The organism is Algoriphagus sp. PAP.12, assembly GCF_026652115.1.
GTDB lineage: Bacteria > Bacteroidota > Bacteroidia > Cytophagales > Cyclobacteriaceae > Algoriphagus.
Window position 1 is genome coordinate 106828 of sequence record NZ_JAPPSQ010000008.1, and the last position, 13965, is coordinate 120792.

The window sequence follows — 13965 nt, forward strand, 5'->3', positions numbered from 1 at the left end:
AAATATTGTATTTTTCTAAGCAATGAAAATTAATCCTTATCAGCCGGACCAAAGCGGTATGGCCTATTCAGTCGGTACCACACTCGACAGATTTATTAAATCAAAACAATCCGATTTCCCTTTTGCTTCCGGAGAACTTTCGCAGCTACTCAGAGACATTGCCTTGGCAGCCAAGATAGTCAATCGGGAAACTAACCGAGCCGGACTTGCCAATATCGGAGGCGCTTTTGGTCAAACGAATGTCCAGGGCGAAGAACAACAAAAACTCGATGTCATCGCCAACATCCGATTTATAAGAGCACTCAGCAAAGGAGGCGAAGTCTGTGCCATAGTTTCTGAAGAAGAGGATGCGGTGATAGATTTACACAATACCTCTGGAAAATATGTGGTAGCTATAGATCCACTGGACGGAAGCTCCAACATTGATGTGAATATCAGCATCGGTACTATTTTCTCCATTTATCGAAGAATCACTCCAGCTGGTAGCCCTATTCAAATGGAAGACGTGATGCAACCGGGATCCAAGCAAGTAGCTGCAGGATATGTACTCTATGGCTCTTCCACCATGTTGGTCTACACTACAGGATTTGGCGTCAATGGCTTTACCTATGAAAGTTCCTTAGGAGAGTTTTTCCTTTCTCACCCCAATATTCAGGCTCCAAAAGACGGGGACATCTATTCTATCAATGAAGGCTCAGAATTTGAATGGAACAAAGGAGTACAGGATTACATCAGACTTTGTAAGGAAAAAGGTTATTCGGCAAGATACATTGGATCCTTGGTTGCTGATTTTCACAGGAATCTTCTGAAAGGAGGGATTTACATTTATCCACCAACTCAAAAGAATCCAAATGGAAAGCTAAGGCTTCTTTATGAAGCAAATGCTTTGGCGTTTTTGGCCGAACAAGCAGGCGCTTTGGCCACAGATGGGAAGCAAAATATTTTGTCAATTCTTCCTGAGTCTTTGCACCAAAGAACTCCATTGATCATTGGCTCAGAAAAAATGGTGCAAACTGCCATGAAATATTTTGCGGAGGAAAAGCTATAGAACCCTTTATCAAACTAAAGGTTGAAGGTTTTCTGATCCAAATAACTGGATGTATCTTAGAGGCTAAATCATCAACTTATGAAACTATATCATTCCATTTTAGGAGTCGCCGCGTTTTCAGGTGCGATTTTTCTGAATTCATGCGAATCCAAAACCGAGACTGAAGTCGTTGTAGAAGAGCCAATTGACGATACATACGCAGTCTCTACCGAAAAAATGAAAATCAAGGTAGACACTTTATACACTGGGTTTGAGCACCCATGGGGTATGACTTGGCTTCCTGACGGAAAATTGTTGGTAACCGAAAAAGAAGGTGACATCCTTATTTTCGAAAACGACAAATTTACAGGGACCAAAATCGCGGGACTTCCTGCTTTTTATAAGGAAGGGCAATCCGGACTTTTGGACATCGAAGCACATCCAGACTATACCAACAATGGCTGGATTTACATTTCTTATGGAAAAGCCAAAGAAGATGAAAAATCAGCCACTACCATCGCTAGATTCAAATTGGATGGAAGCAATGCTGTAGAATTGGAAGAGCTTTGGGAGGCCACTCCAGCTTGGAAAGGCGGCAATCACTTCGGTTCAAGAATTGTCTTCGACAAAGACAACTACATGTATTTCTCCAGTGGAGATCGTTTTGACACCAAGATGAATGCTCAGACTTTGGAAAATGCTCATGGTAAAATCCACAGATTGAAAGATGACGGAAGTATTCCAGAAGACAATCCATTTGTGAATGAGCCAAATGCAGTGAAATCTATCTGGGTTTTGGGTAATAGAAACCCTCAAGGCTTGGTATATGATGCAGCAAACGATAAAGTTTGGGAATCAGAGCATGGCCCGATGGGTGGTGATGAGCTAAACTTGATCGAAAAAGGCAAAAACTATGGTTGGCCAGTAATCACCTACGGAACCAATTATGATGGATCTACCATCACAGAAATCACAGAGAAAGAAGGTATGGAGCAGCCAGTTTCCTACTATGTTCCATCTATTGCTACTGCTGGTATTGCGATCGTAACTTCTGACAAATACCCTGCTTGGAAAGGAGATATTCTAATCGGAGCTCTTGCAAAAATGCATATCAACCGTGTGGATATGGATGGAGACAAAGCACTTTCTCAGGAAATCATGCTTCAAGATATCGGAAGAGTAAGACAAATAAGCCAAAGCCCAGATGGTTATCTTTATGCTATCACGGAAGGAACTGGATTACTTGTCAAACTAATCCCAATCCCATAAAAAATTAAAGCTCTCCAAAACGGAGAGCTTTTTTTTAAACAAAGTCTACATCGACATTGAATGGATACTTCATCAAGAAATGAAGTGCATCTTCGATTTTTAAATCTTCGAATAGTACACGGTACAAGTTCTCGGTAATTGGAGCTCTTAGATCTGAGGTTTCCAAAAATGCCTTGATAATTCTTACGGTATTAATCCCTTCCGCTACTTCCTCCATATCGGATTGTATTTCTTCCAGCGTTTCCCCCTTAGCCAATCTGAAACCGACAGTAAAATTCCGGGAATCCACCGAATTGCATGTGGCAACCAAATCTCCAATCCCCGCCAAACCAATTACGGAACGAACTCCCCCTCCCAAAGCATTGCTCAAATGCACCATCTCCACCATCCCTCTGGAAATCAATAAACCTCTGGCATTTTCACCCAATCCCAAACCTGCCAAGGCACCTGAAGCAATTGCAATGATATTTTTCAATACTCCACTTAGTTCAACTCCGATAATATCTGAATTTCCATAGACTTGGAACTTATCAGACCGAAGCAATCTCTGTCCTTCCAAAATCACTTCATTGAATTTGCTCGCCACAACAGTTGCTGCAGGTTGCCCCTTGCTGAGTTCTTTGGATAAATTTGGACCAGCAAGACAACCGACTCTTACAACGACGGTTTCTTTTTGAATCACCTCACTCATGGTCAGCAGCTGGCTCCTTTTGATTTTTCTCAGTGAATTCAGGTCATGTTCTCCGGGAAGATTAAGGCATAGCCCTTTTGTCCCATGAATAATCAAGTGATAGGGATGTAAAAAAGGAGCAAAATTCCTGACCACTTCTTGAAATCCACTGGAAGGCACCACAAAAAACAAAACCTCGCATTGTTCACAAATCCACTCAGGATCAAAAGTAGCAATGATTGAATGGTTGAGTTTTCTGCCTTGGGTTTCGTGCTTTTCATTGATTTCCTCAACCACCTCAGGTTTTCGAGCGTAGACTATCACATTGCTTTTCTCTGCAAGCATATTTGCGATGGCCGCTCCAAAGCTTCCTACTCCTACGACTCCGACTTTCTTATTGGAAGAGTTTTTCGAGTCCATACCCATCTAATCTGTTATGATAAAAATATAATAAACTCATATCCTCTGTAACGATGAATCCGTCCTTATTGCGGATCAAAGGCCTTTTGGCATGATACATCCCCACATTACTTAATCCATGAGCGATGATTTCATCCATGCCACGCTTCATATGTGGAGCAATATTGATCAGTCCCTCTTTTTTTAGTTCCAAAATCCGATCATAGACCATTTGACAAGCAGCTTTGAATTCATCATATGGCAAGAAGATATCTTCTTCAGGCAAACGAATCAGATCAAACAAATCCAGTTTTTGATTCATGGATTTGATCATCTCAAAAGCTGTAAAAGCTACCAAATGTGATGAGAATACTCGATTGATTTTATGAAACTCCTCCACGATTCTCTTTCCCAAAAGATTGGAATACTCTTCTTCACGTTGGGAATCCACACTCACCGCCCCATTGGAAATAAAATAATCCTGGGTTTCAATAGTTCTCCCTTGCTTATCCAGGCTATTTCCATTTTCATCCACATAATTTCCGAGGACATCCATTGCTTTCCCAACAGAAACAGAAATATCAGATCCTTTGGTAAAGAACTTCACCAAGAATTTGGAGATTTTATAAGAAGTAGAGAACTCATCATTCTCTTTGTAATATCTCTCCTGACCAGTGATGCTCAAATAATCCTGAATCAGACTAGGTGCTTCCAGCACAAAATGATAATTGATAGTAACAGGAACGATAAAGACTTTTCCTGAGACATCTTTTATTCCTTTTTGGTAATTCGCTCTTTGCGCTTCTATTGCAGTGCTCAGCAGTCCCAACTTCAATTTGGATTCGATCATCCCACTTCTACTTCTGGTTCCTCCAGGGAAAAACAAGGAATGACAACCAAACTGTATAGCTTCTTTGGAATAGGTTTTCAGGGTCTCCAGGTACATCAAATTCTTCTTTCTCCTATCTACTTTGTAAGCACCAAGTGCATCCATGAAATAGGCGAAAATGGAGATATTGAAAAGATTCAATCCTGCTCCATAGATAAAAGGAGGCAAACCCAAAACAGAAATCGTCCAGCCAATCAGGATACTATCCAAATTGGAAAAATGCGTAGGAACCATCACCACAGTTCCTTTGGTAGCCAAATCACGCAACTGGTCTGTCTCTCCGGTAATCTGGATTTTATCTTGCAGAGAATATTGATTACTGAAAATGGAACGAAAACCTTTTACCCTAGCCGCATTCAAAAGTCTCGAAAAGCCGAATGCTACGACACTACGGGTAAACTTATAGTGGTGGTGTTTGAAATTACTGGCGATTTCTTCAGAATATCTGGAAGTGATTCTTTGCAACACTTCCTGGTATTCTTTCAACCTATCAGCTTTGGACAGCTTTGACTCAGAATTCACTTGGAGCAAAGACTCCTTAACTTTATTCCAAAAACTGGATTCATCATCCGGATCAACCACCCAAGGATTTTGCTTGACCCTTAGCTTTTCACGATAGAGGGTTGTCTCCAACTCCTCCTTCAAAATATCAGGATTGTGATTGGTCAAGTTCAGGATCCTCTCCTGAGACTTATCCGAAACTTTCTTGATGAATTCTTTTCGTTCCCTTGCCAGTTTTACCACAGGCCATTCATCCTTGCTGGGCAGAATGGGGTCGTACCTATGTTTGATATATTTCTCCTCCAAGTGGATTGCTGGTTTGATCGAATAAAGATCAAAGATAAGGAATTAGTATTTCCTGAATAAGAATTTTACATACAGGGTGGGTGGCTATTTTGATTTGGACTTTACAAAAATCGCAACGATCAATGATGTCACTAATCCCATTACCAAAGCTCCGATTACTGATTGAATCATATAGCTATTGATATTAAAATAGGCTTCAGCATCAGCTTGAGTCATTTTTCCAGATGATACTGCATATTCAATTACATTCGGGAAATAATCAGGAGTAATAACGGTTGAAGTAATATATTGAGCCAATGGACTTAAAACGGTTACAAACGCCGTAATGATCAAGCCTGAAATCACCCCTTGTTTGTATGACATGACTCCAGAATAAAAATTCTTCTTCTTGTCCAAAAGGGCAAACACATAAATCAAGATGGCGGGGATTGCAAAAAAGTTGGTGTAGGTAGCATGATCAGCGATTTTCTCATCATGCCATCCCATAGTTTTTTCAAAAAACATCCAACCCAACATACTAAGAGTAAAGATAATTGCCCATTTAATTTCAATTCTTAAATTTTTCATATTTCGGTTTTGGGGGGATAAGTTGAATCACTAATTCAAAATACAAAAAATCCTCCTCGAATTAAATTTGGATTTTCTGATGTATCCTGATGGAAAACCTTGTCCATCAACTAAAGGGTATTATTTTTACGCCTTCAAAGCCTGATGAAACCAGACCTCAAAAAAATACAAGTCCCGATTGAGTCCGAAATGCATGTTTTCGAACAGAAATTTCGGGATTTCATGAAAAGCAAGGTCAAGCTTCTTGACCATGTCACTAACTACATTGTAAAACGCAAAGGGAAGCAAATGCGCCCTATGTTCGTTTTCTTGAGTGCTGGGATTTTTGGGCCTATCAATGATTCTACCCATCGAGGTGCAGCTTTAATTGAACTATTGCACACCGCAAGTTTGGTTCATGATGATGTAGTGGATGATGCCAATTACAGACGTGGATTTTTCTCAGTCAATGCCCTTTGGAAAAACAAAATTGCAGTTTTAGTTGGTGATTATTTGTTAGCGAGAGGCTTATTGTTGAGTGTGGATCACGGAGATTTCCATTTATTGAGGATCGTATCCAATGCAGTGAAGGAAATGTCTGAGGGTGAATTGCTGCAAAGCTACAAAGCCAGAAAACTGGATGTAGATGAGGAGATTTATTATGATATCATCCGCCAAAAGACAGCTAGCCTGATCGCTTCCTGCTGTGCTGTAGGCGCAGCGAGTGTACAAACTGACGAGGGCATTGTGGAAAGAATGAGAACCTTTGGAGAAAAAGTAGGTATGGCTTTCCAAATCAAAGATGACTTGTTTGACTATGGTGATGAAGAAATCGGAAAACCGGTAGGTATTGATATCAAAGAAAAGAAAATGACTTTGCCATTGATCTATGCCCTTCGAAATGCCGATTGGATGGAAAAGAAGCAAATCATTCACCTGATCAGAAACAAATCCAACAACAAAAAGGCTGTCAATCAAGTCATTGACTTTGTGAAGAAAAGCGGCGGATTGGAATATGCAAAAGAGAAAATGAATGAATTCTACCAGGAATCCTTGGCTATTTTGAAGGAGTTCCCAGAATCGGAATTCAGAACCTCATTGGCTGCTTTGGTCAGCTATTCTATTGAGAGGAAGAAATAAGTCTTTCATTTTCATTTCATTTTTAAAAAGAACCTACATTAGATAGTATCAAATGATACTATCATGCAATCCCCTCCAAAAACCCCTTAAACTCCTCAAATCCTTTTCCCATTGGGATCACATCTTTCTTTCCTTCCAGAAAAGCAGCCAATCTTTCAGGAAGCACCAACTCTTCTTCCAAAGCTTCTTCCACCACATCTCTGAATTTCCCTGGATGAGCGGTCTCTAAAAAGACTCCTACATAGCCTGGGTTTTCATCCATAAAGGCTTTCAATCCCAGGTAACCAACAGCCCCATGTGGGTCTAAAGTATAGCCATTTGGCTTTACAGCCTGAATCGCCTTCACTGTTTCCTGATCGTCATAAAAATAGCCTTTGACTTTGTCTCTGAATAATTCCTCATCATTTCCATACAAAGCCTGAAGTCTTGGGAAATTACTCGGATTTCCTACATCCATAGAGTTGGAAACCGTCTGGATTGAAGGCTTGGCCAAAAACTCCTTGCCTCTCAAATAATCAGGAACAACCTTATTCACGTTGGTTGCTGCTACAAATTGATCGATTGGCAAGCCCATTTTTTGTGCCAAAATTCCAGCTCCAATATTTCCGAAATTCCCACTTGGTACGGAGAATACAATCTTTTTGCTGCTTTTAGGCAATCTAGAATAGGCATAGAAATAGTACAGGCATTGAGGAATCCATCTGGCAATATTGATGGAATTGGCTGATGTCAATAGCAATTTTTCGTTCAACTCAGGATCCAAAAAGGCCTTTTTCACCAAAGTTTGGCAATCGTCAAAAACACCATCAACTTCTAAGGCAGTGATATTTTGACCTAGGGTGGTGAATTGCTTTTCCTGGAGTAAGCTTACTTTCCCTTTTGGAAAAAGTATAATCACCTCCACACCTTCAACTCCCAAAAAGCCATTCGCTACAGCGCTCCCGGTATCACCAGAAGTGGCCACCAAAACCCTTACTTTTTGATCAGAATCTGTCAGAAGCAAACTCATCAATTTGGAGCAAAACCGTGCCCCAAAATCTTTGAATGCCAGGGTAGGACCATGAAACAGTTCCAAACTGTAAACATCATCCTCCACCTGAACCAATGGCGCATCAAAAGTCAAAGTATGATCCACCAACTCTTTGATTTGCACATCAGTCAAATCCTCAGTGAACAAACTTCCAATCACCAAATAGCCAATCTCCTGAAAACTCATGTTAGAGAGGCTTTCAATTTGATCTTGGGACAGAGTTGGAATTCTTTCCGGCATATACAAACCATTATCAGGAGCAAGCCCTTTGATAACCGCTTCTGACAATGAAACCTTGTGATTCGGATTTTGGGTACTGTAATACTTCATGGCTTTTTATTCTACGATATAACCACCTCTGGTATTGATGGCAGAAAAGAACACATCAACACCTAAACCTATACTTTCATAAACTTCCTTTGCGGCATCGGCTATTTCCTGAGCTTTCTCTTCGCCTTTGGAAAGGCAGAAAAGAGTTGGCCCACTACCAGAAATCCCCATACCTAAAGCTCCTTTTGCTTTTACAGCTTCTCTGACCTCATTGAATCCTGGGATCAGGATCGAACGATAAGGCTCGGCAATTACATCTCTCAGGGATCTGGAAATCAAATCAAAATCCTCCTCGTAAAGTCCTGCCACCAACCCTGCAACATTCCCCGATTGAATTGTGGAATGTTTCAATGGAATTGAATCTCTTAAAACCGATCTGGAATCTGCGGTTTTCAGCTCAAAATGCGGGTGCAACAGGGTACAATGCAAGCCTTTTGGCACATGCAATTTGATCACGTCCAAAGGATGGTAATCTCTGATCAGAACGAAGCCTCCCAATAAACTTGGAGCAACATTATCTGCATGACCTGCTCCACAAGCAGCTTTTTCAGCAGCAATTGCAAAAGGGAGCAAATCTTTCTTTTCAAGTGGATTCCCCAGAAACTCATTAGCAGCAACCAAAGCAGCAGCTGCACTTGCGGCACTGGACCCCATACCAGAACCTAAAGGGAGTCCTTTTTCCAAATGGATAGCCATGCCTATTTCAATATTCAAGGAATGAAGCATGGCCTGAATAGCTACTGAACAGGTGTTTTTCTCCACATCCAAAGGAAGCTTCCCTTCATCTCCAGTAATAGAGACAACCTCTAAACCCGGGCTACCTTTTTCCTCCAAGCGTACCCAATCACCCATGCCTTCGATGGCAAATCCCAGGATATCAAATCCACAGGAAACATTGGCGACCGTTGCCGGAGCAAAAGCTTTAACAGACTTCATTATTCACGGGTATAGTTACCGATACGAATCACATCTGCAAATACACCGGCAGCAGTCACATCTGCTCCCGCACCAGGCCCTCTAATAATCATAGGGCGATCCAAATAACGTTCTGTAGTCAGCAAAATCATATTATCACTTCCACTCAAACTACTGAATGGGTGTGCATTTGGAAGGGAATTCAATCCCACTTTCGCTTTACCATTTTCAAGAGTTGCCATAAACCGCAACTTCTCTCCTTTTGCCTCTGCCGCTTTCAACAGATCAGTAAACTCAATATCGTGTGCTTTCAGCTTTTGGAAAAACTCATCTACAGTCTCAGCATCCTGACAATCTTCAGGAACCATGCTTTGAATAGTAATATCATCAAACTCCAAAGTCTGCTCGGCTTCTCTACCCAAAATCAAGATCTTTCTTGCCACGTCCATTCCACTCAAATCATCTCTTGGATCAGGTTCGGTAAAACCTTTTTCTTTTGCTACTCTCACCACTTCAGAGAAAGGATCTCCTTTTTCCAATTCAGAGAAAATAAAGTTCATCGATCCACTCAAAACTGCTTCAATTCGGATCACACGGTCTCCGGAAAGCATCAAATCCTGAAGTGTATTGATCACTGGAAGACCTGCGGCTACATTGGTTTCATATAGGAATTTCACCCCACGCTTTTTCGCCAATTTTCTGAGGTAGGCATACTCCTCCATGGTACCGGAGTTTGCTTTTTTGTTTGGCGTCACGATTGCAACTTTCGCTTCCAAAATACGGGAATAAGCATCCGAAACACTCTGACTTGCAGTACAATCTACAAATACGGAATTGGAGAAATTCATCTCTTCCATCGTTTTGATGAATTTCTCCAAATCCATGTTTTCGTCTGATTCGCTCAACTCATAAGGATCTTTCAAATCAAATCCATCTTCATGAAATGCCATATAACGACTATTTGCCAACCCATGAATCTGGATATCCAATTCACTGCTATCACGAAGTTTCACCTGCTGGTTTGCGATCATTTTGATCAGTGCTTTCCCGATCAGGCCAACTCCAACCAAGAACACGTGAAGAACCTTGTTTTCAGAAAGGAAGAAGGCCTCGTGCAAGGCATTCAGGGCCTTTTGCAAATCCGCCTGAGGAATCACAGCAGAAATATTCAATTCGGAGCTTCCCTGAGCAATCGCCGCAACGTTGATATTATTTCTACCCAAGGCACGGAACATTCGTCCTGAAGCGCCCGGGTTTTGTTTCATATTTTCACCTACCACAGCAATGGTTGAGAATCCATGCATTAAGTAGACCTCATCCATTTCACCGGACTTGATTTCGTAGAAAAACTCCTTCTCCACGACTTCTTTCGCCAGGTAGGCTTCGGCAGTTTTGATTGCCAAACAAATGCTATGCTCTGAGGATGCCTGAGAAATCAAGACAATATTGACCTTCGCCTCTGACAAAGCTTTGAACACTCGGCTTCCTGCGGTCCCATCAAGCAAAGCAGATCCCTGAACAGTCACAATCGAAATATTGGACATGGAAGAAATCCCTTTGATCAAAGCTCCATTGGTAACCTCCCCATTGATCATGGTTCCGGGATTTTCCGGCTCAAAAGTATTTTTGATATAGATCGGAATACTTTTCTTCATCGCTGGCTGCATGGTAGCCGGGAAAATCACTTTGGCACCAAAGTGAGAAAGTTCCATCGCCTCATTGTAGCTCAATTGAGGAATGGTGAATGCGGTATAAACCAACTTAGGATCTGAAGTCAATACCCCGGAAACATCAGTCCAAATCTCCAAATCATCGGCCCCCAATGCTCCTGCAAAGATTGCAGCAGTATAATCAGAACCAGATCTTCCTAAAGTGGTGGTTTCCCCTTTTGCAGTGGATGCGATAAAGCCAGTGATTACTTTGATCCCATCGTGCTGCAAGAAATAGTCTTTTATCAATTGGTTGGTTACCTCAAAATCAACTCTCGCCTGACCAAATCTATCATTGGTTCTGATCACATCTCTTGCATCGAGAAACTGGGTCTTCATTCCTTTTGCGGCAAAAGCTTCTGCCAAAATGAAAGTTGATAGTCTCTCACCGAAGCTAACTACATAGTCCAGAGTTCTAGCAGAGTTTTCTTTGATCAAGAAAATTCCATGAAACAAATCCTCAAGCTCGTTGAATCGAACCTTCACAAAAGTCATCACAGTGGACTGGTTTTGTACAGCAATCAGCTGACGAACCATATCCAAATGCTTCTCCTCCAATGTTTGAAGCATATCTCTATAGGCTTGATCGCCTTCTCTAGCTAGACGAGCAATCGTCAATAAGCTTTCCGTGACTCCCCCAAAGGCGGAAAATACAACAGCTACTTCCTGTTGTTTTAATTTGTCTTGAATAATTGCAAAAACCTTTCGGATGTTGTCTGGGTTCGCTACGGATGAACCTCCAAACTTGATGATTTTCATAAGAAACTGTTCTGATGATTTGTAATGTAAAATGCCTAAAAAAGGCCTAGGGGCGGGTACTAATAATTCATGACGGGATTACCCCGTAATGGTGGTCATTCGGGTGGACATGGTAAAAAAAGCAGTGATACCTCCGCAAAGGACTTGCGGGGTGTTTGGATAAAAAATATGTTTTGCTGCACCAACCATGATCTTGGAATTGACTGCACAATCTTACTGAGGAATTTCCTTTAAGCCAAATAATCCTTCATGGTTTTTCCAGTTTTGAATAAAAGCTGCCCTTAAAATATAAAAAACGCAATTTTAGGCATCAAAAAATACAAATCATTATTTCCTATTTTTGACTTAATCAAAATATAATTTCTTATTTTAGATTCATACATCTGTTTTAAAATGAATTATCTATGAAACACCTTAAATTTCTTTCGCCAATATTTTTCTTGATTATTTTCAATAGCTGTGGTAGTGTTTCGACTATCAACCCATTTGCATTGTTGTCCAAAAACCCCTGGGTACTATCATCTTTGATGGGTTCTGGACTGGATCTCAATCAATTTACAGGTGGACTCCCCTCTTTAAGCTTCTTGGATGGAGGAAAATTGGCTGGATATTCAGGATGTAATGATTTCTCTGGATCCTTTCAACTGGAAGGAACAGGAATTCAATTGGATCCGGGAGCTATCACAAAAAAAGCCTGCCCAGGTAATGGAGAGCAGACTTTTTTAGATGCTATTGCTAAAGTCAGAGATTTTAAGGTCAGCAAAGACAAACTCACCTTGCTTCAAGGAGCTGAGGAGATCATGACTTTGGTGCCGAAAAAAGATTAAACCAATGAATTAATCGTCTGAGGCTTTCCTCTGAAAGGAATAGCCTCTCCTTCTTTTTTGCCAATCAAGAGTTGGCCCAAAGGAGAATTTCTGCTTAAAAGGAAGTATTTCTGGCCTTCCATTTCCAATTGTCCCAGACTAACGGAAATCAGAAACCAATCCGTCCCCAAATTCACCAAAGATCCTTCTTGGATCATTCCTGAGGATGACTTGATTGCTAGAACCCGATAGAGCTCATCCAAATCTGATTGATTTTTTTCCAATTGAGTCTCAACTTGTTTGAGGTCTTGAGTCAGCATTTCACGACTCGTCTCAAACTTATCTCCTGCGCTACTTTTGGTATCTTCCAATATCCCATCAGATATCGCTTTTCTTTCTTCTTTGAGAAGTTGGATATTTTCTTTCACCTTGCCTATTGCAAGTTGAAAAAGCTTTTCTTTAATACTTTGCATGGGAAATTAACAACCCTCTTTTCTTCGGGTATCAATGATATAGACGATTTTCCAACCTTCCGGGAGTTTCACCAGCTGAAAGCTATTGACTCCACAATGGCTGAATTTGTCATTGACATAGAATTCATAGGGAGTCCAGGCGGCAGCCATATCCCCATCTACCTTGATTTGATATTCTAGGATTCTTTCATCCAACTGAACTTCCGGCCCTGTAGAACCGATTCTCGAAGCGAAATCAGACACAGAATTACTCCCGATTCTCGTGCCTTTGTCATCTGAAATCACGGTTTGCATTACAGCATCAGGGATAAAAGCATTAGAAACCTGATCAGCATTTTTGGCTCTCATTCCATCGAAAAGGGACATAATCACTGCTTTCACATCTTGGTCAGCTCCTGACTGTGCCATGGAAAAGTGGCTTAAAAAAGCCATTGCAACAATTAATAAAAGGGTCTTTTTCATAGTTTAAGCCTCCCCGTATAGTTTAAAGGTCATATTTCTCAATGCAGAATTATTGACAGCATAATGCATTGCTTCTGCAATATCGGTAGGACTAACCCACTTGGCAAAATCAGCCTTTGGCATTGCCTCTCTATTTTGAGGAGTATCGATGATACTAGGCACAAAAACATGGGATCGAATGGCTGTATCTTGGGTTTCTGTTGCAATGATTTCGGCCAAGGAAATTACCATCTTTTTGCTCATAGCATACGCTAAGGTACCTGCGGCATCTTCCAATTGCAATGCCGGACGGGACCCCACAAAAAGGAAAGTTCCTTTTTCCTGCTTTTTCAAAAATGGTAAAAAGCCTTTCACCAAATGATATGCGCTGAAAAAATTCAAAGTGAACATTTTCTCCAAGTCTGCTTGATTGGTCTTTTCAATATTCCCCATTGCGAAACCTCCCACAAGAAGAGCCAAAGCATCTAAGTCCTGATATTGTAATTGATATTCTTTGACAAATTCGGCGACAGACTTTTCATCTGTCACATCTACTTCATAGCAATCATCGGCTTCTTCGACTTCTTCTTCCTTCCCGGGATGAAGCAATGCGATCACATGGTATCCCTCTCGTTTAAATTTTTCTACAACAGCTGAACCTAAATTCCCAGCGGCACCAGTCACGATGATATTTCTACTCATAAGCTTAAAACACGATTGATTATTGCTAAAATTACCCTTTATTTTCCGATAAC

13 protein-coding genes are annotated in these 13965 nt (G+C 41.0%); 4 read left to right on the forward strand and 9 right to left on the reverse strand.

Annotation, left to right across the window (positions count from 1 at the left end):
• Nucleotides 1-22: 22 nt before the first annotated feature.
• Together fbp and O0V13_RS11535 are read left to right on the forward strand one after the other, a co-directional pair.
• On the forward strand, nt 23-1048 hold the full coding sequence (gene fbp / locus O0V13_RS11530) for a class 1 fructose-bisphosphatase (RefSeq protein WP_268035109.1): 1026 nt from the start codon (nt 23-25) through the stop codon (nt 1046-1048).
• A 78-nt stretch (nt 1049-1126) separates the two neighbouring features.
• The gene (locus O0V13_RS11535; RefSeq protein ID WP_268035110.1) at nt 1127-2296 is read left to right on the forward strand and encodes a PQQ-dependent sugar dehydrogenase; all 1170 of its coding nucleotides are present in this window, start codon (nt 1127-1129) and stop codon (nt 2294-2296) included.
• Between the two features lie 34 nt (nt 2297-2330).
• Here O0V13_RS11535 and O0V13_RS11540 read toward each other — a convergent pair whose 3' ends face one another.
• The 3 genes from O0V13_RS11540 to O0V13_RS11550 all read right to left on the reverse strand — a co-directional run bounded on the left by O0V13_RS11540 (nt 2331) and on the right by O0V13_RS11550 (nt 5628).
• Nucleotides 2331-3386 (reverse strand): NAD(P)H-dependent glycerol-3-phosphate dehydrogenase, encoded by a 1056-nt coding sequence (locus tag O0V13_RS11540; protein WP_268035111.1) that lies wholly within the window; start codon nt 3384-3386, stop codon nt 2331-2333.
• On the reverse strand, nt 3361-5061 hold the full coding sequence (locus O0V13_RS11545; RefSeq protein WP_268035112.1) for a 1-acyl-sn-glycerol-3-phosphate acyltransferase: 1701 nt from the start codon (nt 5059-5061) through the stop codon (nt 3361-3363). The genes O0V13_RS11540 and O0V13_RS11545 overlap by 26 nt, the downstream gene beginning before the upstream one ends.
• An 84-nt stretch (nt 5062-5145) precedes the next feature.
• Nucleotides 5146-5628, reverse strand: a complete 483-nt coding sequence (locus O0V13_RS11550; protein ID WP_268035113.1) for a DUF4199 domain-containing protein — start codon at nt 5626-5628, stop codon at nt 5146-5148.
• Nucleotides 5629-5772: 144 nt separating this feature from the next.
• On the opposite strand from O0V13_RS11550, the gene O0V13_RS11555 reads away from it, so the two are divergent.
• A complete protein-coding gene (locus O0V13_RS11555; RefSeq protein ID WP_268035114.1) occupies nt 5773-6747 on the forward strand; it encodes a polyprenyl synthetase family protein in 975 nt (324 codons plus the stop codon).
• A 61-nt stretch (nt 6748-6808) separates the two neighbouring features.
• On the opposite strand, the gene thrC is transcribed toward O0V13_RS11555, so the two are convergent.
• The 3 genes from thrC to thrA are packed head-to-tail and all read right to left on the reverse strand — an operon-like array spanning nt 6809 to nt 11490.
• Complete coding sequence (gene thrC / locus O0V13_RS11560; protein ID WP_268035115.1) at nt 6809-8107, reverse strand: threonine synthase; 1299 nt, start codon at nt 8105-8107, stop codon at nt 6809-6811.
• A 6-nt stretch (nt 8108-8113) separates the two neighbouring features.
• Nucleotides 8114-9043 carry a homoserine kinase gene (locus tag O0V13_RS11565; protein WP_268035116.1) on the reverse strand — a complete coding sequence of 310 codons (930 nt, stop codon included), beginning with the start codon at nt 9041-9043 and terminating at the stop codon, nt 8114-8116.
• Entirely contained in the window at nt 9043-11490 is a 2448-nt protein-coding gene (gene thrA, locus O0V13_RS11570) for a bifunctional aspartate kinase/homoserine dehydrogenase I (protein ID WP_268035117.1), read from the reverse strand. The genes O0V13_RS11565 and thrA overlap by 1 nt, the downstream gene beginning before the upstream one ends.
• A gap of 404 nt (nt 11491-11894) precedes the next feature.
• Here thrA and O0V13_RS11575 point away from each other — a divergent pair, with 404 nt between their 5' ends.
• Nucleotides 11895-12317, forward strand: coding sequence for an META domain-containing protein (locus tag O0V13_RS11575; RefSeq protein WP_268035118.1), 423 nt, complete (start codon nt 11895-11897; stop codon nt 12315-12317).
• On the opposite strand, the gene O0V13_RS11580 is transcribed toward O0V13_RS11575, so the two are convergent.
• The 3 genes from O0V13_RS11580 to O0V13_RS11590 are packed head-to-tail and all read right to left on the reverse strand — an operon-like array spanning nt 12314 to nt 13912.
• The gene (locus tag O0V13_RS11580) at nt 12314-12769 is read right to left on the reverse strand and encodes a hypothetical protein (RefSeq protein WP_268035119.1); all 456 of its coding nucleotides are present in this window, start codon (nt 12767-12769) and stop codon (nt 12314-12316) included. The genes O0V13_RS11575 and O0V13_RS11580 overlap by 4 nt on opposite strands.
• A 6-nt stretch (nt 12770-12775) precedes the next feature.
• Nucleotides 12776-13231, reverse strand: a complete 456-nt coding sequence (locus O0V13_RS11585; RefSeq protein WP_268035120.1) for a nuclear transport factor 2 family protein — start codon at nt 13229-13231, stop codon at nt 12776-12778.
• Between the two features lie 3 nt (nt 13232-13234).
• Nucleotides 13235-13912 carry an SDR family NAD(P)-dependent oxidoreductase gene (locus O0V13_RS11590; protein WP_268035121.1) on the reverse strand — a complete coding sequence of 226 codons (678 nt, stop codon included), beginning with the start codon at nt 13910-13912 and terminating at the stop codon, nt 13235-13237.
• Between the last annotated feature and the right edge of the window lie 53 nt (nt 13913-13965).